Source organism: Synechococcus sp. CBW1002 (assembly GCF_015840915.1).
Taxonomy (GTDB): domain Bacteria; phylum Cyanobacteriota; class Cyanobacteriia; order PCC-6307; family Cyanobiaceae; genus CBW1002.
Genome location: NZ_CP060398.1, coordinates 2,408,021 through 2,429,218, shown reverse-complemented (window position 1 = coordinate 2,429,218; position 21,198 = coordinate 2,408,021). Strand labels below are relative to the sequence as shown.

The following is a 21,198-nucleotide window of genomic DNA, read 5'->3' as shown; positions in this document are numbered from 1 at the left end:
TCAGGCAGTGGGCTGTCAGGCAATGAGCCGATTGGAGGGGGGATGGCCCTGGGCGGCGGGCTGAGCGGCGGTGGATGCACTCAGCCCATCGGCCTGCGCCCCTCCAGGGCCCGGGCCAGGGTCACCTCATCGGCGTACTCCAGCTCGCTGCCCACGGGCAGTCCATAGGCGATACGGGTCACGCTGGTGAACGGCCGCAGCAGGCGCGCCAGATAGAGGCTGGTGGTATCGCCCTCGACGCTGGGGGTGAGCGCCAGGATCACCTCGCTGATGCTTTCGCGATCGACCCGTTCCACCAACGGCTGGATGCGCAGGGCCTCCGGGCCGATGCCATCCATCGGGGAGATCAGGCCGCCGAGCACGTGATAAGTGCCGCGGTATTCGCGGGTGCGTTCCATGGCCAGCAGATCGCGCGAATCCGCCACCACGCAGATCAGGCCGTTGTGGCGTTCCTCCTGCAGGCAGATCTCGCATTCGGGATCGGCGGAGAGGTGGAAGCAGCGCCGGCAACTGCCCACCTGGCTGCGGGCGGCCAGCAGGGCATCGGCGAAGGCGCGGATCTGCTCCTCAGGCTGGCGCAGCAGGTGCAGGGCCAGGCGCTGGGCGGTGCGGGGGCCGATCCCGGGCAGGCGTTCGAACTGATCAATCAGCCGGGCCAGGGGGCGGGTGAAGCCGCTCAGGGATCCGCTGCAGGTGGCCGGAATCTAGGCCCGTCGCCCCGGGCTGTGGCCCGGCGGCTCTGGGTGCCTGGGGCGGTTGGAGAATGGAGCGCGATCCGCCGCGCCCGTGTCATGCCCTTCCTCGCCTTCAGCTGGTCCCGCCTGCGGCCGGCCCTGACCGCCCTGCTGCTGGGGGTGGTGCTGGTGGGCTGCAGCGCCGCGGCAGCGGGGCTCAACTCCTTCCAGAGCCCGGATGGTCGCTATGCCTTCCTCTATCCCACCGGCTGGACCCGGGTGCAGGTCAGTGGCGGCCCGCAGGTGGTGTTCCATGACCTGATCAACAGCGACGAGACCCTCAGCCTGGTGATCGGTGAGGTGAACCCCACCAACGACCTCGAAGCGCTCGGCAGTGCCGTGGCGGTGGGCGAGACCCTGCGCCGCACCGTGATTGCTCCAGCGGGCAGTGGCCGCGAGGCGGATCTGGTGCAGGCCGATGAGCGACAGGTGGGCGGCCGCACCTTCTACGACCTGGAGTACGCCGTGCACCTGCAGGACCGGGACCGCCACGAACTGGCGACGGTGGTGATCGACCGCGGCCGCCTCTACACCTTTGCGGCCAGCACCAACGAGGTGCGCTGGCCGCGGGTGAAGGGCCTGTTCCAGCAGGTGATCACCTCCTTCACCCTTCAGATCTGACCATGTCGGCGGTGCCACAACCAGAGGATCCGGGTCAGCGTCCGGTGCTGGTGGTGGGCGGCGGCATTGCCGGCGGCTTGCTCGCCCTAGCCCTGGCCGATGCGGGCCTGGCGGTGACCCTCGTGGATGAGGGCTTTTCCCGTGCCACTGCCCTCAGCTACGGCGGCGTCGCCTGGTGGGCCGGGGCTCCGGGTGCGCTGGGGGCCCTGATCCGCCAGGCGCCGCAGGCCTGGCGTGCCCTGGAGCATCGTCATGGTCCGATCGGCTGGCATCCCTGCGGCCTGCGCCTGCATGGCGGCAGCGTGCTGGAAGGGTTGTGGCGCCCACCCTTCGCCCGGGTGGATGCGGTGGCGTTCCGCCAGGCCCTGGCCCGGATGCTGCCGCGAGCCGGCATCACCGTGCTGGCGGATCGGGTGCTCGGTCCTCTGGAGCGGGTGTCTGGAGGGTGGCGGTTGCGGTTGCAAGCCCAGGCGGATCTGGAGGCTGATCAGGTGGTGCTGGCCGCCGGTGCGGGCTGCCTGGCGCTCTGGCCGGCGCTGGGCCAGCGGCTCCGGCTCAGCTGGGCCGGGGTGCTGGCCCTCGAGGCGATGCCCGCTGGCCGCCCCCCTGCCGGCAGTCGTTGGTTGGAGCAAGGACGGCGCGGGCGGCTGGTGCAGCCGCGGCACTGGCGCCGCCGGAGCCTGGAGCAGCAGGCGGCGACGTTGCAGCAGGAGGCCTGGATCGTCGATGCCGGGCTGGCGCCCTGGGGGAAGGGGGTGCTGGTGGGGCAGATCAGCCTGGTTCGCCCGCCGGCACGCCAGGCGGAGCCGCCCGATCCGGCCTGGATGGAGGAGCGCCTGCGCCAGGGCCTCAGCCAGCTGGAGAAGAGTCTGGGGAGCCTCGCCGGGCCGTACCGGCAGGTGCCGGTGACCTTCTGCGCCGGCGGAATCCCCCTGGCGGGCCCGATCGATGCGGCACCGGGACTCTGGGCCTTCACCGGGTTCAGCGGTGCCTTCGCCCAGGTGCCGGTGCTGGCGCCGCGGCTGGCCCAGGCCATGGCCCTGGCAGCCTCCAGGCCGAAGCCCGGCTGACAGAGCTGCCCGGATCCAGCAAGCTGGCCGCCATGACGATCACCAGCCCCGACTCCGGTGCGCCCCCGCCGGGCCCCGAGCCGTCCGCCGGCCGGGGGGCGCGCTCGCTGCCCCACCGCTGGGCGGGCCTGAGCGATCACGACCAGGTGGGGGTGTGCCTGGCGGCCGTGGCTGGCGCGCTGGGGTGCTGGGCCCTGTTCTGGCCGGTGCCCACCGAGGTGACGGGGCAGGGGGTGCTCGTCTATCCGAACAACGCCGGCCTGCTCAATGCCCGCTCTGGCGGCCAGGTGCGGCAGGTCTTCGTGCAGGTGGGGGATCGGGTGAGCCGGGGCCAGGTGCTGATGGAGCTCTACCTGCCGGTGCTGGAGAAGGAACTGCAGCAGCAGAAGGGCAACCTGGCCCAGCTCGAGCTGCAGAACCGTGAACTCGATCAACGGGACCGGCTGCGGCTGGCCACCGAGCGGCTCAGTGTCGACACGGCCCTGGCCAAGCTCGCCGACGACCGCGATCGCTTCGAGGCCCTGCAGGCCACCTATGCCGACAAGCTGCGCAACCTGCGCTGGCTCAGCCAGCGGCAGGTGGTGGCGCCGCTCTCGAGTGAGGTGGTGGGTGCCGAACAGGGCTTCACCACCACCAGCGTCAATCTCGATGCCACCCGCACCCAGGAGAAGGAGGTGCTCACCAGCTATGAGCAGGTGAAGCTCACGATCGACACCCAGGCACTGCAGCGTCGCTACCAGATCGACGATCTGAAGCGCCAGGTGCGGGTCACCGAGGCCCGCATCGCCTTCGACGGCAAGGTGGTGGCCCAGCGCGACGGCAGGCTGCTGGATCTGCAGGTGATCGAGGGCCAGACCGTGAGCACCGGCCAGCGGCTGGGCACCCTGGGGCGAGCCGCCGCCCCCACCGCCCACGAGGCCCCCCTGCGGGCCGTGGCCTTCTTCGCACCGGCCGATGCCCGGCGGCTCCCTCCAGGACTGCCGGTGGAGGTGGTGCCCCTCTGGAACCAGCGCGGTCGCTTCGGCGGGATCGTGGGCAAAGTCAGCCAGGTGCTCACCCTGCCCGCCACCGAGGAGGACATCTCCACCACGATCGGCAACCCCCAGCTGGCCCAGGAGCTGGTCAGCAAAGGACCCGTGATGCGGGCCGAGATCACCCTGGAGCGCGATGCCACCAGCCTCGACGGCTACCGCTGGACCCTCTCGCGCGGCAGTGGCGTGTTTCCGGTGCGAGACGGACTCACCATTGCCAGCCACGCCTACGTGGAGTGGCGATCACCGATCAGCTACCTGATCCCCGGCCTGCGCTCGATCACCGGTGGCTACCGCAGCCAGGGGATGGACCGGCGCTGGAACCTGCCCTTCCTGCGCCAGCCCGACACCCTGCCATGACTCCCTCCCCCCGCCGCCCTCTTCTGCGCAACGGGCTGCTCCAGCAGGAACTGCCCTGGCTGACCAGCGAGGTGGTGCTGCTGGTGGTGCTCTTCAACGCCAACCCGCCGGAACTCTGGTTCTGGCTGGTGGTGCTGCTGGTGATCCTGGGGTACCGGATCGAGCGCTGGTGGTCATCCCGATCGGGTCGGGACTGAGCCAGGTCCGTGACTCAGCCTGGCCGTCTGTGGAAGCGGCCCAGGATCAGGGCGATCAGGATGGCGATGTAGAGCTGGCCCGCGATGGTGATCACCACGGTGATCACCTGCCCGGTCACGCTGGCGCTGCGGAGCACACCCGATCCCACAGTGGTGAGGATCTCGAAGGCGGCCGCCATCAGGGCCGGTGCCATCGCCACAGCGTCGGCGTTGTGCTGGTTCAGCACCGGCAGGGCGGAGATGGCGAAGGCGCCCGGATGCAGCACCCTCAGGGCGACCAGCATCACGCCGCCGGCGATGCCGACCAGCAGATAGCCGGAGGTGGCTCCCATCACCACGGCCAGGGTCACGAAGGGCTCGCGCACCAGGGTCTTCACCTTGCGCATCAGCGCCAGCAGAAAGAACAGCAGCCAGGCGATCACATGCGGCACTGTGACGATGCGCCCCAGCGGTGGATCGAAGGCCAGGGCCAGATGCCACACCCCCTCCAGAGCGATCGCCAGGCCGCCGAGCCCATAGACCAGCGGCCGCGTGCTGACCAGGGGCGAATACCGCGTCACCGTCGTGATCAGCACCACCGCCAGGCTGATCAGCAGCAGCGAGAGCAGCCAGACCTGCGACTGACAGAGCGGCAGCAGCAGAATCAGCAGCACTTCGGTGGCAAGGGTGAGGATGTAGCCCCGATGGCGGTGCCGCAGCCTCTGGATCTGCTCGTGGGTGAAGGGCATGGCGGCTCCGGTCAGGGCCCGGGGGGCGAGGGTCGCTGCTCGCTCAGGTGCAGCTCAGTGAGCTGCAGCTCAGGGGCATAGGGCGCCTCGGGATCACGGGAGACCGGCAGCAGTTCCCGCAGCAGCCTGGCGTAGGTGAGGTTCACGTTCACGGTGGCATTGAGCCGCTGCACCAGGCTGTTGATCAGTCGCTCCTGGGTGATCGACAGATCCACCTCGTTGGAGAGGCCGGTGCGGTAGCGCAACCGCACATCGCGGAAGGCCTCCATGGCGGCCGCCACGCCGCGGCGGGCGGAGCTCAGCTTGGCGAGGCTGGCCTCGTGGTTGAAGAAGGCCTGCTCCAGCCGCAGGCGGATGTCATTGCGGCGGGCGGCGAACTGCTGGGCCGCGGCGGCTTCCCGGCGGGCCAGGCTCCGCACCCGCGCGGCGGTGGTGCCGCCATCAAAGAGCAGCCAGCGCAGGGTGAGTCCGATCGACCAGTCGTAGCCGTTGGTGTTCAGCACGGGGATGACCGTGCCACCGCAGCAGCCGCCGCCACTGACGCTGATGTCGAACTGATTGGTGTTGGCGCCGTAGCCGCCGGCGGCGGCGAACAGCGAGAGGGTCGGCAGCAGGGCGGCGGCGGCCGCGTCCTTCTCCCGGGCCAGGGCCTCGCGGGTGGCCAGCACCGCCTCCAGTTCCGGGTTGTCGCGGTACGCGGCCAGCAGGCTGGCCTCCAGGTCGAGGGGCCAGCGGGGTTGCACCTGGATCGGATCGGAAGCGCTGGGGGTCACCTCCGGCGGCAGGTTGAGCACCACGCCGAGCTGGCGCCGGGCCACGGCCCGGTCGGCCAACGCCTGGATCAGCAGCTCCTGGTCGCTGGCCTCGATGGCGCGGCGGCGCAACACATCCAGCCGCGGCACCAGGCCCGCCTGCTTGAGATCAAGGGCGTCCTGAAGGATCACCAGGTCGTTGCGCACCGTGGCGTCGCGGATGCGCACCAGCTGGTCGGCCTGCTGCAGCTGGTAGTAGGCCTCACTCACCTGCAGCTGCAACCGGCGCAGGTCGTTCGCGTAAGCCTGGCGGCTCTGCTGCAGGCGGGCCCGGGCGGCTCTCACCTGCGGCGTGCGGGCGAAATCGAGCAGCGCGTACTGCAGTTCCAGGCCTGCCTGAACGCTGTTCACAGATTCATTCAGGTAGGCGCCGCCGCCGGTGGGCACCGTCAGGGCACCGCCGGTCGGCTGGCCCGTCGCCGTGGCCAGACCATTGGTCGAGAACTGCGGCCCGAAACCCAGCCTGGTGTTGCCCACGGGGGAATAGAAGCTGGTCCCGCTCTGGCTGCTGCCGCCGCTGGCCACCGCACTGATCCGGGGCCAGTAGGTGCCCAGGGCCGCCTGCAGCTCCGCCAGGGCCGCTGCCACCTGCTCGCGCTGGCCCTGCAGTTCGGCGCTGCCCCGAAAGGCCATCGCCAGGGCCTGCTCCAGGCTCAGGCCCTGGATCGAACCCCGCCCCAGCTGCTCAGCCGTGGGCAGGCTCAGGGGCGCGGGCACGTCCAGTTCCGCCGGCAGGGGCCCGGAGGCCTCGCGGTTGGGTGCCAGCAGGGTCTGCGGCAGGGGCGGGGTGGCGTTATCTGCGGCGGATGGTGCCTCTTGCTCTTGCGGCAGCAAGGTATCGAGGGTGCGGAGCTGCTGGTCGAGTTCCCGCCAGCTGCGCTCCAGCGGCTCGGTGGACCCCTCGGGCAGCGACGTCGACCGGTTGGCCTGGGCCTGGCTGGGGGCGAGCAGCCCCGGCTGGCCCGGCCCCACGGCCATCGCCGGCAGCAGCAGCAGGCCGAGCAGCGGCACGTGGTTCAGGTTGCGGTTGCCCTGCCGGCCACCTCGGCTCCTGCCCATCCGCTCCGATTCGTCCCGTCTGATCGGCGCCAGTCTCATCGGCGTCAGTCTGAACGCTGCAAGCCTGATGGATGCAAGTCTGATGGCAGCCAATCTGGTGGACCCGGCTCAGAAGGTCAGGGTGACCTGCAGGCCGCTGGAGAGGATGCCTGGCCAGGCCCCGCGAGCGCCCGGATTGACGATCCACTGCAGGGTGGGCTGGAGATTGAGGTTGTCATTCAGGCGAAGCTGATAGCCCAGCTCCACCACCCCCTCCTGGCCCAGCGGCGGCTGGAGTCCGGGGCTGAAGCCGGTGCGGGCCATCCCCAGGGCCAGCAGATCCCGGGGGCGCCCCGGGGAGGGGCCCAGCACCACCACGCCGGTGCTGAGGTTGGTGCGGATGGAATTGAAGGCCGGATCCAGACCGAGGGTGGCCGCGAACCAGAGCCGTCGATCGCTGCCGGGCCCGCTGCCCACCGGCAGGCTGAGGCTGCTGTAGAGGCCGCGGTTGGGGCCGCTGCCGAGGTAGCCGCCCAGTTGCAGTGACCCCGGCGGCAGCTGCAGCGGCGCGGATGGGGGCACCGATGGGGGCTGGCTGCTTGGCTGCAGCCAGTCGGGCGTGAGTTCCAGCTGCACCATCTGCAGCCAGCCCCCCGGCCCTGCCATGGATCCTTCGATCCCGAACCGACGCACCTGGGCGGCCATGGCTGTCAGATCGAAGCCGGCCACGTCCAGTCGCAGCTCCTCGGAGGGGCGGAGGCTCAGCACGGCGCCCGGGGCATGCAGGGGGGCCACGGGGAAGTCGGCGGTGCCGAGACCGGGGGCCGTGTTCAGGGCCCCATGGACGTAGTAGCTGGCCAGCGGTGCGGTGAAGAACTCTGGATCGAGCGAGAGCAGGCCGGCCCGCAGGCCCCAGGAGCCTGGGAGGGTCTCGCGCCGGATCTCGGCGGCGCTGAGCCAGAACCCCGGCGGATCGGCGAGCTGCTGCAGGGGAATCACCGCGCCGATGGATTCGGCGTAGTTGGGGTTACAGTTGATGAAGGTCAGATCTGTCCGCATCGACCAGCGGCTCGCCTCGGAGCCGGACTGCCGCCAGGGAAGGATGACGATCTGCAGGGTGGATTGCTGGATCCAGCTGGCCCGGGAGGCCTTGCCCCCGACGGGATTAGCCATGGGTTCGGCCTGGATCTCCAGCTGCAGCTGCAGCCATTCCGGCAGCCCCAGCCACTCCTGCAGGCTGCCCCAGCCCGTTGGTTCAGGCGTGGCTTCCGTGGATCCAGGACTGGGGGCCGCAGGATCATGAGCTTCGGGCAACGGTTCCGCCAGGGTCGGCGCCATCAGCAGCGCCATCGCCGCGCCCAGGGCTCCCCAGGGGCGGACTCGCTTCATGGCACCAGCTGCCGCCAGCGGGATTCGCAGTGCAGCAGGCAGGAGAGCACCTGCTGGCAGGCCATCAGCCGCCGGGCGATCCGCTGCAGCCGGCCCAGATCCATGGCGGCGAAGCTGGGATCGCGCAGCCAGTGATCGGCCACGCTCCAGCTGGCCGGAGCCTGGAAGGGAGGCGGGGGCTTGAGCGATTCCCCCGGCTGGAGCACGATCCGGCACCATTGCCCCAGCTGGGCGGCGGCGGCCTCGAGCAGTTCCGCCTCCGCCAGGCGCAGGGCCGCCAGGGAGGCCACCTGGCCAAGGGGAGGGGGCTGGCGCTCAAGGGTGTCGAGGGCGCCGATCAGGCTGGAGCAGGCGTCCTCCAGCAGGGAGAACCCCCGCAGCAGGGGATGGCGGCTGGGATGGTCGCCCAGCTCGGCCTCCACCATGGGGCGGCCGCGGCGCAGCAGCCCCAGCTGGCGGCGCAGCTCCACCGTGCGTCGATGCTGTGGATCGGCTTGGGTGGTGGGTGTGGCTGCGCTGGTTGGCTTCGCGGCGTGGCCTTGCTTCGCCGTGGCCCCGCTCAGATACAGCTGTGCAGCCGCCGCCTCCAGACCCTCCGCCAGAGATCCCAGCAGGACGTTCCACTGACTGCGGGTCTGCGTCACCGCCTGGCTGGGCCAGAACAACCGCAGGCTCAGCAGGGCCATGAGGATGCCGACACAGGTCCAGAACAGCCGCAGCGGGATCCACCAGTCGAGATCATCGCCGTGGACCAGCCAGCCCATCACCAGCACCAGGCCGCCTACCTTGTAGCCCACCCGCAGCCCCAGCCACTCCCCCAGGGCGCGCAACAGGCCCAGGGCCAGGCCGAGGGCGAGAGCGAGGGGCAGCTCCCGGAGGCACTCCTTGGTCACCACCAGCAAGGCCGCTCCCAGCAGGGTGCCGAGCAGCCGCTGGCGGCCGAGCCGCAGGGAGTTGCCATAGGTGCCGGTGCCCACCGCCAGCACCGCCAGGGTGGCGTAGAACCCGAAGCCCAGGGGTGCCAGAAGTCCGAGGGCGTTGGTCAGCCCGGTGGTCACCACCAGACGCAGCTCGTCGCGGCGGATCAGCATGGAACGGTGGGGGGGTCGAGCCGGCGCAGCCGCGCCAGGGTCTCAACGGTGGAGAGCAGTCGTTGCTGTTCTTCCGCCAGGGCCAGCAACTGCAGCAGGGGCCGCCCGTCGCGCAGGGCCGCCTCCTGCCAGAGCTCGGGGCGGGGGGGCACAGGGTGCGCCCTGCTCCCCTCCAGGGCGGCGGCCAGGTCGGCCAGCACCTGGCGCAGGGGATAGGGGCCTGTGATGGCCGGGTCCGTCTCGGGAGGCGGCGTTGCTGGCGGCAGGTTGGAGAGCAGACGCTCCCACTGAACCCAGTGGTGGCCGAGGGTCTGCCAGAGGTTGAGCCGTTGGCGCCAGCGCCGGCGCAGCAGCCAGCGACGCCGGGGACCGCGCATCTGCTCCTGGGTGAGCTGACTCATGCGCAGCCAGGTCTCGGTGAAGTCGGCCGGCGGCAGGGGCGGTGGCGCTGGGGCGAGCTCGATCAGCCAGCGGCGATGCTCCTCCAGCTGGCACCTCAACTGCTCCCAGAGCCTGTCTTCGATCTCCTGCAGTTCCCTGAGGCCCTGGCGGGGCCAGAACAGCAATCCCACCAGAATGGCAATCACGCAGCCCAGGGCCGTGTCAAGGGCGCGGTTGAACACGTAGTTCCAGTTGAGGAGCACGTGGTCGGGAATCATCAGGAACATCACGCTCACCAGGCCGGCAGTGCCGAGGGAGCTCTGCCAGCCCAGCATCCGCAGCACCGGCACCATCAGCAGCAGCGACACCAGCACCCCGATCCAGCCCGACAGGATCGTGTGCACCAGAAAGGTGATCAGCCCTCCGGTGACGGTGCCGAGAATGCGGGACGTGGCCGCGTTCACGGTCTGGTCGTCGTTGTCGTCGACCACGACGATCACCGCCATCAGCGGATACCAGACGAACTCGATCCGCTCCCACCACAGGGCTGCGGCAGCGGTGATCGTGGCCGAGATCCCCAGCTTGAGGCTGTTGTGCAGCAGCGGGGAAGACACGGGGGCGCGCAGCTGCCGCAGCAGGGATGACCGGCTCAGCCTATGGCCCGCGCTCAGGCCTCAGAAGTGGTCAGGTCTCAGAACAGGAAGCGGTAGCGATCGTCCTGCGGATTGGTCTCGCCATTGTCAGCGGCCTTGCTTCCCTCGGCGCCGGGCTCGGCCTGCGGCCAGGTGGCATCCCAGTAGCTGATGCCGTCCCGGTAGAAGGGGCGGCCGTCCAGCCGTTCGGTTTCCAGGCTGGTCATGCCCATCGCCGTGATCAGTCCACCCATCTCCATGGGCCCCAGATCGGTATGGAGATCCTTGCCGGCGGCAGCCAGGATGGCCGGCAGCCGCACCAGGTTCTCCGGTCGGGTGAGCTTGCGGAACAGGGCTTTGAGGGCCAGCTGCTGACGCTCCAGCCGGCCGATGTCGCCCATCTCATCGTGGCGCCAGCGCAGGAATCCCTCCAGGTCCCGACCCTTGAGGGTCTGCAGGCCGGGCTGGAGGTCGATATGAAGCCCCTGGCTGTTGTCCACGTAGTACAGCCTCTTGGGCACGTCCACTTCGATGCCGCCGAGCACATCGGCCATGCGCCGGATCGAGGAGAGATTCACCTTGACCAGATGGCTGATCGGCCGTCCCATGCGGCTGGAGAGTTCCTGTTTCACCAGATCGGCGCCCCCCAGGCTGTAAAGGGCGTTGGCCTTGACGCCGCCGTACTCCACCGTCTCGATGTAGCTGTCACGTGGCACCTGGATGATGCGGGTCACACCGTTCTCCACCCGCAGAACCGCCATCACGTCGGTGTTGCCACCACCGACATCCGTACCCAGCAACAGCACATCCTGATGACCGAAATTGGCCCAGCCCGCAAAGGGGTTGGTGATGCGCTTGTCCTCGATGTGATTCTCGATGGACAGCCAGCGACTCAGGGGACCGGCGAGCAGCAGACCGCCACTGAGGCCCAGCACCACGGCCACAGTGACGGGCCCGCGCTGACCTCTCTTGGGACGGCGCTGCGCCGCAGATGTCTTCATGTTGGAAAACTTATGTCAGGCATCGAACCGCAGGGGCTCGTCCGGCAGGAGACCGGCCTGGACACGCCAGAGGCCGGCGTAGGCACCGGCGGCGGCGATCAGGTGCTCATGGGTGCCGCTTTCCACGATCTGGCCCTGCTCCAGCACCACGATGCGATCGGCATGGCGCACCGTGCTGAGGCGGTGGGCGATCACCAGAGTGGTGCGATCCGCCGTGAGCCGCACAAGCGAGCGCTGGATGGCCGCTTCGGTGTCGTTGTCCACGGCGGCGGTGGCCTCATCGAGGATCAGCACCGGAGGATTCTTGAGGATGGCGCGGGCCAGGGCGATGCGCTGGCGCTGGCCTCCGGAGAGCCGCTGGCCCCGCTCCCCCACCACCGTGTCGTAGCCGTGGGGCAGGGCGGCGATGAAGGGCGCGGCCTCGGCCAGGGCAGCGGCGCGTTCGATGGCGCTGCGGGATGCGTCGAAGCTGCCGTAGGCGATGTTCTCGGCCACCGAGCCATGGAAGAGGAACACCTCCTGGCTGACCAAACCGATGGCGTGACGCAGGTCATCGAGCCGCAGGGTCTGGATCGGGATCCCATCGAGCAGGATCTGGCCCTGCTGTTGTTCGTAGAGACGCAGCAGCAGCTTCACGATGGTGCTCTTGCCTGAGCCGGTGGCGCCCACGATGCCCAGGGTGGATCCTGCCGGTACCTGCAGGTTGAAGTTCTGCAAAATCGGCGGGCGATCGTGGTAAGCGAAGCCCACCGCCTCGAAGCGGATCTCGCCCCGCACCCGGGAGCGTGGCAAGTGGCCATCACCACCGGGGATGGCGATCGGCGTGTCGAGCAGATCCAGCACCCGGTTGGTCGACGCCATGCCTCGCTGATAATCGTCGAGGGTGCGGCCCAGGGTGGTGAGGGGCCACAGCAGACGCTGGGTGATGTACACCAGGAAGGTGTAGGGCGCCACTCCGAGGGTTCCGCGCCACACCTGCAGCCCGCCGACCACCAGGATCGCCAGGAAGGCGAACAGGATGGCGAAACGGATCAGCGGCACGAAGCCGGCCGAGAAGCGAATGGCGCGGCGGTTGCTCTGGCGGTAGGCCTCGCTCTGCTGAAACAGGCGATCGTTCTCCCAGCCCTCGGCCACGTAGCTCTTGATCGTGAGCATGCCGCCCAGATTGGTGGCCAGGCGGCTGGCCAGATCGCCGGCCCGCTCGCGCACCTCCTGGTAGCGGGGAGCGAGGCGATGCTGATACCCCAGGGAGCCCCAGAGGATCACCGGCACCGGCAGAAACGACACCCCAGCCACACCCGGTGAGATCCACACCATCGCCCCGCCCACGGCCAGCACGGTGGTGATCAGCTGCAGGATCTCATTGGCACCGTGATCGAGGAAGCGCTCCAGCTGGTTGATGTCGTCGTTGAGGATCGTCAGCAACCGTCCGCTACTGCCCGCCTCGAAAAAGGCCATCTCGAGGCGCTGGAGATGGTCGTAGGCCTCCAGGCGCAGTTCGTGCTGCACGGTCTGGGCCAGGTTGCGCCAGAGCAGACCGTAGAGGTATTCGAACAGGGATTCGGCGGTCCAGATCAGGAATGACAGCACGGCCAGCACGGCCAGCTGGCCCGGAACCGAGACCACGCCCAGATCGGCCAGCCAGGAGTTCTGCTGTTTCACCACCACATCGACCGCCAGGGCGATCAGCACCGGTGGAGCCAGGTCAAAGAGTTTATTGAGCACCGAGCAGGTCGCCGCCAGCCAGACCTGCCGCCGATGGGGACGCAGGGTGCGCAGCAGGCGCTTCAGGGCAGGGGTGGAGCCGGTGGCTGGCCGCATGCGACGGGTTGGCGGTGAAGATGTTTGCCAGGAACGGTTTGTAGCGGTGCACCGGGGGTAGAACGACGACATCCCAGAAGGGAGATGTTCATGACCCGTTCACGCGCTTTCAATCGATTCCATCGTTGGACAGCCAAGGTTCGTCGCCATCATCTGCGGGCGGCACTTCCTGAGAGCCTTGAGGGCCAACCGATTGCACCTTGCCCAGGAGCTGAGTTGCGTCGCCGTGCCTGGCAGGTCGATCAACTCGATGAGCTTGAGACTGCTCAAACTGAACTCCTGGAAATCTGACGCTGCCACGCTTGTGACGATCAATCCGTGCCTCAAGGCACGATCAGACAACGGAGTCCGTTCCTGAAGCTTGATCGTTGGCCTGATCCACCTGATGGTACCGGGATCATCTTCGTCGTCGTGATCCAACCGATTAGAACCCCTTGGAGCGCAATGCACCAAGGGGTTTTTGTTTGGATCGCAGAGGTGCGAAGGGTGCAGAGCGACTTATCCCATCGTTAGGCGTCAGGAGAGCACCAATGGGCCTGATCCCTTGGGGCCCCCAGTGTCAGCAAACGAACCAGTACGCGCGTACGCCCTCGCGCCCGAAACACCCACGGCCAAGCCAGAGCGCCCTTGCCACTCTGGTCATGAGGACATCGGGCCATGGCCGATGACATCTTTGGAGGCCTGACCCCGAAAGCAAACGTGGCCTGGGATTCGAATTGCGCTCCCTGCCCTGGCGACGGCTCGACTGACCAATGAGTTAGTCGGCCGATCCCGATTAGGAATTTGCTGATTTTAGTGCGCGAATCCTGCCTGATGCCCTCCCGATCACCTAGTGAGTCCTTAAGCCATGGGAGAACCAATTTCAGCAGGCAAGCGCCGAGCTCGTCTGAAAGTCATTAACCCTCGTTCCGCTGGAATTGATGTCGGCAGTAGATTCCACGTTGTTGCTGTTCCTGTCGAGCTTGATCCGAATCCCGTCCGCAAGTTTTCAAGCTTCACAAAGGATCTAATCGCACTCGCCGAATGGCTGCTGGCAGTTGGAATTAGCACCATTGCCATGGAGTCCACTGGAATCTACTGGGTTCCGCTTTACGAGATTCTCTCTGGCAAAGGCATTGACGTCTTTCTTGTTAATGCCAGGCACGCCAAGAATGTTCCGGGCCGCAAGACGGATATCAACGATGCACAATGGCTTCAGCAGCTCCACAGCTACGGCCTGGTGAGAGCAAGCTTTCGTCCAGACCAAAAAATCACAGAACTACGCTCATATCTGCGGCAGCGTGATCAACTTGTTCGATACCGCTCGTCTCATCAGCAACACATCCAGAAGGCGCTGATGCTTATGAATCTTCAGCTTCATCATGTTGTCAGAGATATCAGCGGACTAACCGGTAGGCGAATCATCGATGCCATACTTTCAGGTGAGAGGGACCCCGAAAGACTCGCTTCTCTCCGAGACAGACGCTGCAAGGAGAGCGCGGCAACAATTGCGGCTGCTCTTGAGGGGAACTACCAAGACGATCACTTGTTCTCTTTGAAGATCGCAGTTGAGCTCTTTGACACCTATTCAGAGAAGATCAGGGCCTGCGAGCTTGCGGCACAATCATTGATGACAGAGCTTGCCGGCTCGGACTATCAAGATCCAGGCAGTCAACCTGGGGATTGGAAGATATGCGGACATGGCTTTGCATTTAACCCAACCCACCTAATTCAAGCCTTGTCAGGCCACAATCTTCTAAGGCTTCCGGGATTAGGACCAACAACAGTTCTCACGCTCATTAGTGAGTGTGGGTTGGACATGAAGCGCTGGCCCAGTGCCCAGCATTTTGTGTCATGGCTGGGACTCAGTCCTCAGAACAGGATCTCAGGGGGAAAGGTACTTTCTTCACGAACACGACAGGGCACTACGCGAGCAGGTAGTGCCTTTTGGATGGCTGCCGTACCGCTGGGAAGAACGAATACTGCACTGGGTGCTTTTCAACGTCGTCTGGCAGCACGTGCCGGAAAGAGTAAAGCATTAATTGCTACTGCCCGAAAGCTTGCCATTCTTTACTACAAGACGCTCCGTGATGGTTTGGTATATCAGGATCCCGGTGCTGCCGCATATCAGGAGGAATCAAGGGATCGTCAGATTCGTGGTCTCCAGCGACGCGCCATTGCCCTTGGTTTTCAACTTGTTGCCTCTGCTTGAGGTGTGGTCAGTCAGCCGAGATCCCTGTTGGCCGTTGGTGTTTCTTAGGAAGAAGTCCGCTCGGTTTGACCCGTCCACCTGGGGGCCCAACCGACGACTATGCAACCGCCCTATGACGCCGCTCTGCGGGAAGCCGTCCGCCTGCGGATGAGCCCTCCGAACCTTGAGAGCGTGGCTGAGATCGCCCGCGACACCGGGATCACGGCGCAGACCATCTACAACTGGCGGAGCCAGTGGCAGAAGCAGGGCCAGCTGGTGCCTGCCACGAACCGGCCGCCGGAGCAGTGGAGCGCTGCCGACAAGCTGGCAGCCGTGATCCAGGCCGCAGGACTGAACGGAAGCGAGCTCGGGTCGTTCTGCAGGGAGCGGGGGCTGTACCCCAAGCAGGTTGCCCGTTGGCGCCAGGCCGCCGAGGATGCCAATGGCCCCAGCGCGCCGAGCATGGCTGATCAGCGGGAACTGCAACGCAAGAATCAGGAACTGGTCCGGCGGAATCGCCAGCTGGAGCGTGAATTGCAGAAGAAAGAAAAAGCACTGACAGAAGCGGCGACGTTGTTGATGCTCTCAAAAAAGTTCAACCAGATCTTTCAACCGGACGAGGATCCTTGATTCCGTCTGGCGATCGCGGTGCGATCGTCGCGCTTCTACAGGAAGGCATCAGTCGTGGCCTTTCGGCCAAGGCCATTGCTGATCTTTTCGGCCTGGCGACACGCACGCTGAGGCGATGGGGCTTGATGATTCGGACCCAGGGATTCAGCTGCGATCAACGCAAGGGAGCGTCCAGGCATGTCATGCATCGTTTCAGCGAGGAGGAGCGCCAACAGGTGTTGTCCACTGTCAACGATCCACGCTTTGCCGATCTCACGCCTGGTCAGATCGTGGCGATCCTTGCCGAGGAGGGAGTCTACGTGGGATCGGAGTCAACGATTTACCGCATCATGCGCCAGGAAGGCCTGTTAAATCATCGCGGCAGGAGCCGCCCACCGCGGGAGCCAAGAGAGCCACCCGTGCTGGAGGCAACGGGCATCCATCAAGTGCTGGCCTGGGATATCACCCTGTTGCCGGGGCCTGTGAAGGGTCAATTCTACTACCTTTATATGGTGATGGATGTGTGGAGCCGGCGCATCCTTGGCGTTGAGGTGCACGATCGTGAATGCGGCGAACTGGCCAAGCACTTCTTTGATCGTGTCTGCCGTGATGAAGGGATCAGCTCGGGGTCGACCACGATCCTGCACGCCGATAACGGAGCACCCATGCGCTCCTACACCTTGGCCGCCAAGCTGGCCGAGCTCGGCATCTCCCTGTCATTCTCGCGGCCGCGGGTGAGCAATGACAACGCCTACGTTGAGTCATGGTTCCGAACCATGAAATATCACCAGAGCTATCCAGTGCGTCGTTTCCGGGATCTTCTCTCAGTGCGTGCCTGGGTCGATGGTTTTGTTGACTGGTACAACGCTGAGCATCGTCACAGCGGCATCAAGTATGTGACGCCCAATCAACGTCACTACGGAGAAGCTGACGCGATCTGCAGAGTCCGTCAGCAGACCTATGAGCAGGCGCGTGCGCAACATCCACGCCGCTGGGCCAGGCCACCTCGCGATTGGGCTCAGCCAACAGTCGTGCGGGTCAACCATCCCAGACCGCAGGACACTGTCGCTGCTTGAAGATCAGAAACCCAGGCCCCAGGGGGTTGTGGTTGGACCGCCCGCAAGAGGCGGGCCGGCCTCAGCCTCCGACCGGGGGCCGGCCGCTCAAGCCTGCGCTCCTGATCAACGCGCGATGACGATCAACATCCGATCTCGAAGCCCATGATCCTCCATCCGGAGTAGGCTTTCGAAGGTGCTCAGATCAGTACCCTGAGCGGACATCTTTGCTGATAGGCGCCGGGGCGCCATCGGATTCCAGTCGCTTCACCAGCGGTTTCCGCTACCTCCGCCGTAGCCACCGCCACCTCCTCCAGCACGATTGCCACCCCGTGCACCGCCGCCACCACCGCCTTCCCGGGGCGTGGCTTTGTTGACGCGGATCATGCGGCCCATCCACTCGACGTCCTGAAGGTCGTCGATGGCTTTCTGCTCAGCGGCATCGTCGCTGAGCTCAACGAAAGCGAAGCCACGTTTGCGGCCGGTTTCCCGATCAAGGGGCAGGCTGCAGTTGCGCACCTCTCCGTATTGACCGAAGAGATCAAGGAGATCCTCCCGTTCAGCCTGGAACGAGAGATTGCCGACGTAGATAGTCATTCAATGAACTGGACCTGGAACTGATCCGCAGATAGCCGTGTGTCCCTGGGAAGGCCCTTGAGAGCCAGGAGTCCGTACCGGAGCCGTTTGGAAAGGCCGTGCGGTCCAACCCTGCTGAGCGCGCCGAGGGGAGCCTGGACATCAATGAATCGCCATCAGCCTACTCGGAGGTCCCATCCCTGATCTCCCCTTGAGCGGGATGGAGAAGCGTGAAGAACTTGCGAAGGGATCCTGAAGAACGGCCATCGATCCCCGGTCCTGTCCCATTGTCAGCGAACCCTGATCCAGTTCCCATTAGTCCTATGGCATGCCCTGTCCCCTGGAGCCTGGCGTGGAGCGATGACGGTGAGCTCGCTGCCCAGGACCGCTTTGACCTGCTGCAGAGCCTGGTCTGTGTCGAGACCAGCGAGGTCCAGCCCTCCCTGATTGCCGCTGTCGAGCGGCTGTCCGTGACCGAGCTCAGCGTGCTGTCCAGTGTCGATGTCACCCGCTCGTGTGCCTGAGCACTGTGCCGGCGTGAGGTCAGTGCCCTTGCCGAGGGAAGCCTCCCCTGGAGCGGTGATCGTCACGACCTCCTGACCATGAAAAAAGCCGCTGCGGTTAGCAGCGGCTTCAAGACGCAGGGGGCTGCGGTGGATCGCTTCAGGCTCAGGAGAGCTTGGTGATCTGCAGCTCGCGGTTCATCACCCGCAGCCGGCGCAGATTTTCGAACACGTCTTCGGGCATGCCTTTGGGCAGGTCCACAGTGCTATGGGCGTCGAAGATGTGGATCCGGCCGATCATCTTGCCGGCGATGCCGGCTTCATTGGCGATTGCGCCCACGATGTTGCCGGGTTTGATGCGATCGCGCCAGCCCACCTCGATCCGGAAGCGATCCATGTCCGCATCCACGGGGGAGACCTCCTGGCTGCGGGGGGCTCCGGTGCTGCGACCATCCCGGCCGGCGGGGCGCCGCTCAATCGTTCGGCGTATGCCGCCATCGCGATCGCGCGGACTGCCGCTGCGGCTGTCGCGGGCGGGGCCGCGGGCCGCGGGCTGGCTCCACTGCTCGTCTCCGTGCAGCAGCAAGGGCTTCCCGACCAGGCTCATCTGCAGAGCCACCAGGGCCAGCTGGTCGCTGCTCACCTCATGCTCCTGCGCCACGCGTTGCAGGATCTCGCTGAGCAGGGCGCGCTCCTCCTCGGTGCCGATCGGAGTGGTGAGCCCGTTGGTGAGCTTCTGACGGAGCCGATCAAGGCGGTTCTGGTTGATGGTGGCGTTGCTGGGCACCTCCATCGGCTCAATGGCACGGCCCACGGCCCGCTCCAGGCCTCCGAGGAAGCGCCGTTCGCGGGGGGTGAGGAAGAGGATCGCCTCGCCGCTGCGGCCCGCCCGGCCAGTGCGACCGATGCGGTGCACGTAGGCCTCGCCATCAAAGGGCATGTCGTAGTTCACCACCAGGCCGACGCGTTCCACATCGAGGCCGCGGGCAGCCACATCGGTGGCTACGAGCACGTCGACCCGGCCGTCCTTGAGCCGCTCGATCGTGCGCTCCCGCTGCGCCTGGGGCACGTCGCCGTTGAGCACGGCCACCTCGTAGCCATGGCTTTCGAGAAACTCAGCCACGGTGAGGGTGATCGCCTTGGTGCGGGCAAAGATGATCGTTCCCTCACTGGACTCGGCCTCCAGCACCCGCTGCAGCACCGGCAGCTTGTGGGGGCCGTGCACCATCAGGTAACGCTGACGGATTCTGCCGCCGTCGGCCGCCTTGGTGCGGATCGTCACCTCCGCCGGCTGGCGCAGGTAGTTGTGGGAGATGCGCCGGATCTCGGCCGGCATCGTGGCCGAGAAGAGCACCACCTGGCGCTCGCTGGGCAGTTGCTCCAGCACCCACTCCACGTCGTCGATGAAGCCCATGCGGAGCATCTCATCGGCTTCGTCGAGCACCAGGGCACGCAGGCCGGAGAGATCGAGAGTTCCCTGGCGCATGTGGTCCATCACCCGGCCAGGCGTGCCCACAACAATCTGTACGCCGCGCCGAAGCTGCTGGATCTGGTCGCGGAAGTCGGCGCCGCCGTACACCGCCAGCACGCGCACGTTGGGCAGGCGGGAGGCGTAGGTGTTGAAGGCATCCGCCACCTGCATGGCAAGCTCCCGGGTGGGGGCCAGCACCAGGACCTGGGGTTTGCGTTGCTCGGGATCGAGACGGGCCAGCAGGGGGAGGGCGAAGGCGGCCGTCTTGCCGGTACCGGTCTGGGCCTGACCCACCAGATCCCGGCCGAGCAGCAGCTCGGGGATGGCGGCTGCCTGAATCGGTGACGGCTGTTCGTAGCCGATGGCGCTGAGGGTTTCGAGCAGCTCGGAGGCAAAGCCGAAACTGGCAAAACCGGAGGGTGCCGCAGGCTCAGGCTCTGATGTAGTGCTGCTCTTCAGGGTGTCTGTGGATGCAGCGGCGGTCACCGGCTTGACATCACGGCTTTCGCGATTGCTGTTGTCGTGATTCAGGTCTTCAGCGTCAGCGTTGTCGCTGGCTTGGAGGGGTTCAGCAGAGCTCGGCAAATCGCTGGTCAGCAGTTCTGCAGAGGTTGCGATCGAGTCAGCGGCCACAGCCAAGCTGGCCTCGATCAGGCTGGCGGCGTCAACGCCGGTGACGGCGCACAGGGTGCTGCCGCCTTCTTGAGATGGGGTCACGGGATGTCCGGGCCTGGGAAATCCTTCAACGCAGGCCGGCAGAGACCCAAGAATTGGAACTTGAAATGGTGTCGAACATCAGCAATCTTCTGCGGCTTGCTGGCTGCCGTGGATCGGCGGCTCCTGCGCTGCAGGGTTGTGCGGACTGAGGCTTGATCGGATCGGGATGAATGAATGGGGGTCCCAGCTCCGGTCCTGTGGTTCGACAGCTCACCTGAACTGCCACGCCCTTCATCAAAGGGTGAGGCTGCACCTTACACGCGACCGTAGTCATCGGCAAAGCGCTCAATGTCGTCTTCCCGTAACAGGGGGCCGCGCTGCACCTCGATGATCTCCAATCCTTCGCTGCCCGCTGCCGCCCGGTGGATCGTGAGCGGCGGAATGATCAGGCTGCTGCCCGGTTCGAGCGGCTGGGTTCTGCTCAGCGGCGCGTCACCCAGTTCCACGCTGCCCTGGCCCAGTACCACAAGCCAGTGCTCCAGGCGATGCTGATGCCGCTGCCGACTGAGGCGCTGATGCGGATCAAGGTGCAGGCGCTTGACCCGATAGCCGGGCCCTTCCGCCAGAAGCTCGAACCAGCCCCAGGGACGCTGCTCCGGTGGCTCAACAACGGCCCGATCAGACACCGCTGTGTCCAGGGCCGTTCCTGACTCCGATACGGGTCCAGACATCGGCAGAGGTCCAGCCAGAGAATCAGGTCCAGGTGGAAAAGAGCAGCTCAAATCGATCACGGCCATGGGCTGTTGATCGGCGGATTGCGGATGAATGATCACCAGCCTGGGCAAGTCGAGTCGTTCACCGGCATCCTGGCTCTTGCATGGGCTGAACAGGCCGGGATGATTCATCTGAATCTTCCAATTCGGCTGAACCTGCTTGACCTTCATCAGCAGACTCGATGGGTCGAGCCTGGGAGCCCGCCTGGGTTCGACCAAGGATGGCGATCCAGCTGAGCTGCACCTTCGAGCTCAGGACTTGGAACGCTTTGGAAGGGGGTGGTTTCAGAGCCGCCTGGGGCCGGGGCGTCCAGGTGGCGGTTCTCCGAGAACCTTTGGGGCACCTCGCTCGCGTTCGCCACAGAGGGTGAAGGCGGGGTCAGGGATGCAGGAAGGAATCGCCCAGGACGATGAACATCCTGATATCGATTTGGAGAACTCCCAGGGGGAGAGACTATTGGAGCAGGGGCTCTGAAAC

20 protein-coding genes are annotated in these 21,198 nt (G+C 66.1%); 8 read left to right on the top strand and 12 right to left on the bottom strand.

Features of this window, described 5'->3' with window-relative positions; genetic code table 11:
• Positions 1-80: 80 nt before the first annotated feature.
• Entirely contained in the window at positions 81-650 is a 570-nt protein-coding gene (recR, locus tag H8F24_RS11845; RefSeq protein ID WP_231598284.1) for a recombination mediator RecR, read from the bottom strand.
• Between the two features lie 141 nt (positions 651-791).
• Here recR and psbP point away from each other — a divergent pair, with 141 nt between their 5' ends.
• Genes psbP through H8F24_RS11825 form a run of 4 tightly spaced genes read left to right on the top strand, consistent with a single transcriptional unit; the run spans position 792 to position 4,013 of the window.
• Positions 792-1,355: a photosystem II reaction center PsbP gene (psbP, locus tag H8F24_RS11840; protein WP_197172263.1), complete on the top strand. Its 564-nt coding sequence runs from the start codon at positions 792-794 to the stop codon at positions 1,353-1,355.
• A gap of 2 nt (positions 1,356-1,357) precedes the next feature.
• Positions 1,358-2,425, top strand: coding sequence for an FAD-dependent oxidoreductase (locus H8F24_RS11835; RefSeq protein ID WP_197169750.1), 1,068 nt, complete (start codon positions 1,358-1,360; stop codon positions 2,423-2,425).
• A 32-nt stretch (positions 2,426-2,457) separates the two neighbouring features.
• Complete coding sequence (locus H8F24_RS11830; protein WP_197169749.1) at positions 2,458-3,816, top strand: NHLP bacteriocin system secretion protein; 1,359 nt, start codon at positions 2,458-2,460, stop codon at positions 3,814-3,816.
• Complete coding sequence (locus tag H8F24_RS11825; protein WP_197154036.1) at positions 3,813-4,013, top strand: hypothetical protein; 201 nt, start codon at positions 3,813-3,815, stop codon at positions 4,011-4,013. The genes H8F24_RS11830 and H8F24_RS11825 overlap by 4 nt, the downstream gene beginning before the upstream one ends.
• A gap of 14 nt (positions 4,014-4,027) precedes the next feature.
• On the opposite strand, the gene H8F24_RS11820 is transcribed toward H8F24_RS11825, so the two are convergent.
• The 8 genes from H8F24_RS11820 to H8F24_RS11785 all read right to left on the bottom strand — a co-directional run bounded on the left by H8F24_RS11820 (position 4,028) and on the right by H8F24_RS11785 (position 13,326).
• A complete protein-coding gene (locus tag H8F24_RS11820; RefSeq protein WP_197169748.1) occupies positions 4,028-4,741 on the bottom strand; it encodes a hypothetical protein in 714 nt (237 codons plus the stop codon).
• Between the two features lie 11 nt (positions 4,742-4,752).
• The gene (locus tag H8F24_RS11815) at positions 4,753-6,612 is read right to left on the bottom strand and encodes a TolC family protein (RefSeq protein WP_231597782.1); all 1,860 of its coding nucleotides are present in this window, start codon (positions 6,610-6,612) and stop codon (positions 4,753-4,755) included.
• A 108-nt stretch (positions 6,613-6,720) separates the two neighbouring features.
• Positions 6,721-7,980 (bottom strand): carbohydrate porin, encoded by a 1,260-nt coding sequence (locus tag H8F24_RS11810; protein ID WP_197169747.1) that lies wholly within the window; start codon positions 7,978-7,980, stop codon positions 6,721-6,723.
• Positions 7,977-9,071 (bottom strand): FUSC family protein, encoded by a 1,095-nt coding sequence (locus H8F24_RS11805; RefSeq protein WP_197169746.1) that lies wholly within the window; start codon positions 9,069-9,071, stop codon positions 7,977-7,979. The genes H8F24_RS11810 and H8F24_RS11805 overlap by 4 nt, the downstream gene beginning before the upstream one ends.
• Positions 9,065-10,066 carry an aromatic acid exporter family protein gene (locus tag H8F24_RS11800; protein WP_197169745.1) on the bottom strand — a complete coding sequence of 334 codons (1,002 nt, stop codon included), beginning with the start codon at positions 10,064-10,066 and terminating at the stop codon, positions 9,065-9,067. The genes H8F24_RS11805 and H8F24_RS11800 overlap by 7 nt, the downstream gene beginning before the upstream one ends.
• A 77-nt stretch (positions 10,067-10,143) precedes the next feature.
• Positions 10,144-11,085, bottom strand: a complete 942-nt coding sequence (locus H8F24_RS11795) for an LCP family protein (RefSeq protein WP_197154031.1) — start codon at positions 11,083-11,085, stop codon at positions 10,144-10,146.
• A gap of 15 nt (positions 11,086-11,100) precedes the next feature.
• The gene (locus H8F24_RS11790; protein ID WP_197169744.1) at positions 11,101-12,906 is read right to left on the bottom strand and encodes an ABC transporter ATP-binding protein; all 1,806 of its coding nucleotides are present in this window, start codon (positions 12,904-12,906) and stop codon (positions 11,101-11,103) included.
• A 99-nt stretch (positions 12,907-13,005) separates the two neighbouring features.
• Entirely contained in the window at positions 13,006-13,326 is a 321-nt protein-coding gene (locus tag H8F24_RS11785; RefSeq protein WP_197169743.1) for a hypothetical protein, read from the bottom strand.
• Positions 13,327-13,753: 427 nt separating this feature from the next.
• Between H8F24_RS11785 and H8F24_RS11780 the strand changes: the two genes are divergently transcribed.
• The 3 genes from H8F24_RS11780 (at position 13,754) to H8F24_RS11775 (ending at position 16,761) form a co-directional block, all read left to right on the top strand.
• Positions 13,754-15,097, top strand: coding sequence for an IS110 family transposase (locus H8F24_RS11780; RefSeq protein ID WP_231597702.1), 1,344 nt, complete (start codon positions 13,754-13,756; stop codon positions 15,095-15,097).
• A 99-nt stretch (positions 15,098-15,196) separates the two neighbouring features.
• Complete coding sequence (locus tag H8F24_RS19485; protein WP_197157219.1) at positions 15,197-15,706, top strand: transposase; 510 nt, start codon at positions 15,197-15,199, stop codon at positions 15,704-15,706.
• Positions 15,703-16,761 carry an IS3 family transposase gene (locus H8F24_RS11775; protein ID WP_231597781.1) on the top strand — a complete coding sequence of 353 codons (1,059 nt, stop codon included), beginning with the start codon at positions 15,703-15,705 and terminating at the stop codon, positions 16,759-16,761. Before H8F24_RS19485 ends, H8F24_RS11775 begins: the two co-directional genes overlap by 4 nt.
• Positions 16,762-17,007: 246 nt before the next feature.
• On the opposite strand, the gene H8F24_RS11770 is transcribed toward H8F24_RS11775, so the two are convergent.
• Positions 17,008-17,337, bottom strand: a complete 330-nt coding sequence (locus H8F24_RS11770; protein ID WP_197154028.1) for an RNA-binding protein — start codon at positions 17,335-17,337, stop codon at positions 17,008-17,010.
• 302 nt (positions 17,338-17,639) lie between these two features.
• Here H8F24_RS11770 and H8F24_RS11765 point away from each other — a divergent pair, with 302 nt between their 5' ends.
• Positions 17,640-17,840, top strand: a complete 201-nt coding sequence (locus H8F24_RS11765; protein ID WP_197154027.1) for a hypothetical protein — start codon at positions 17,640-17,642, stop codon at positions 17,838-17,840.
• Between the two features lie 145 nt (positions 17,841-17,985).
• Here H8F24_RS11765 and H8F24_RS11760 read toward each other — a convergent pair whose 3' ends face one another.
• Both H8F24_RS11760 and H8F24_RS11755 read right to left on the bottom strand, forming a co-directional pair.
• Positions 17,986-19,887, bottom strand: a complete 1,902-nt coding sequence (locus tag H8F24_RS11760) for a DEAD/DEAH box helicase (RefSeq protein ID WP_370594705.1) — start codon at positions 19,885-19,887, stop codon at positions 17,986-17,988.
• A gap of 374 nt (positions 19,888-20,261) precedes the next feature.
• A complete protein-coding gene (locus H8F24_RS11755; protein ID WP_197154026.1) occupies positions 20,262-20,678 on the bottom strand; it encodes a phosphomannose isomerase type II C-terminal cupin domain in 417 nt (138 codons plus the stop codon).
• Between the last annotated feature and the right edge of the window lie 520 nt (positions 20,679-21,198).

What these genes read in the sequence shown, in the direction of transcription:
- psbP (WP_197172263.1), top strand. Translation starts at nt 792, where the DNA reads ATGCCCTTCCTCGCCTTCAGCTGGTCCCGCCTGCGGCCGGCCCTGACC.
- H8F24_RS11835 (WP_197169750.1), top strand. Translation starts at nt 1,358, where the DNA reads ATGTCGGCGGTGCCACAACCAGAGGATCCGGGTCAGCGTCCGGTGCTG.
- H8F24_RS11830 (WP_197169749.1), top strand. Translation starts at nt 2,458, where the DNA reads ATGACGATCACCAGCCCCGACTCCGGTGCGCCCCCGCCGGGCCCCGAG.
- H8F24_RS11825 (WP_197154036.1), top strand. Translation starts at nt 3,813, where the DNA reads ATGACTCCCTCCCCCCGCCGCCCTCTTCTGCGCAACGGGCTGCTCCAG.
- H8F24_RS11820 (WP_197169748.1), bottom strand. Translation starts at nt 4,741, where the DNA reads ATGCCCTTCACCCACGAGCAGATCCAGAGGCTGCGGCACCGCCATCGG.
- H8F24_RS11815 (WP_231597782.1), bottom strand. Translation starts at nt 6,612, where the DNA reads ATGGGCAGGAGCCGAGGTGGCCGGCAGGGCAACCGCAACCTGAACCAC.
- H8F24_RS11810 (WP_197169747.1), bottom strand. Translation starts at nt 7,980, where the DNA reads ATGAAGCGAGTCCGCCCCTGGGGAGCCCTGGGCGCGGCGATGGCGCTG.
- H8F24_RS11805 (WP_197169746.1), bottom strand. Translation starts at nt 9,071, where the DNA reads ATGCTGATCCGCCGCGACGAGCTGCGTCTGGTGGTGACCACCGGGCTG.
- H8F24_RS11795 (WP_197154031.1), bottom strand. Translation starts at nt 11,085, where the DNA reads ATGAAGACATCTGCGGCGCAGCGCCGTCCCAAGAGAGGTCAGCGCGGG.
- H8F24_RS11790 (WP_197169744.1), bottom strand. Translation starts at nt 12,906, where the DNA reads ATGCGGCCAGCCACCGGCTCCACCCCTGCCCTGAAGCGCCTGCTGCGC.
- H8F24_RS11780 (WP_231597702.1), top strand. Translation starts at nt 13,754, where the DNA reads ATGGGAGAACCAATTTCAGCAGGCAAGCGCCGAGCTCGTCTGAAAGTC.
- H8F24_RS19485 (WP_197157219.1), top strand. Translation starts at nt 15,197, where the DNA reads ATGCAACCGCCCTATGACGCCGCTCTGCGGGAAGCCGTCCGCCTGCGG.
- H8F24_RS11770 (WP_197154028.1), bottom strand. Translation starts at nt 17,337, where the DNA reads ATGACTATCTACGTCGGCAATCTCTCGTTCCAGGCTGAACGGGAGGAT.
- H8F24_RS11765 (WP_197154027.1), top strand. Translation starts at nt 17,640, where the DNA reads ATGGCATGCCCTGTCCCCTGGAGCCTGGCGTGGAGCGATGACGGTGAG.
- H8F24_RS11755 (WP_197154026.1), bottom strand. Translation starts at nt 20,678, where the DNA reads ATGTCTGGACCCGTATCGGAGTCAGGAACGGCCCTGGACACAGCGGTG.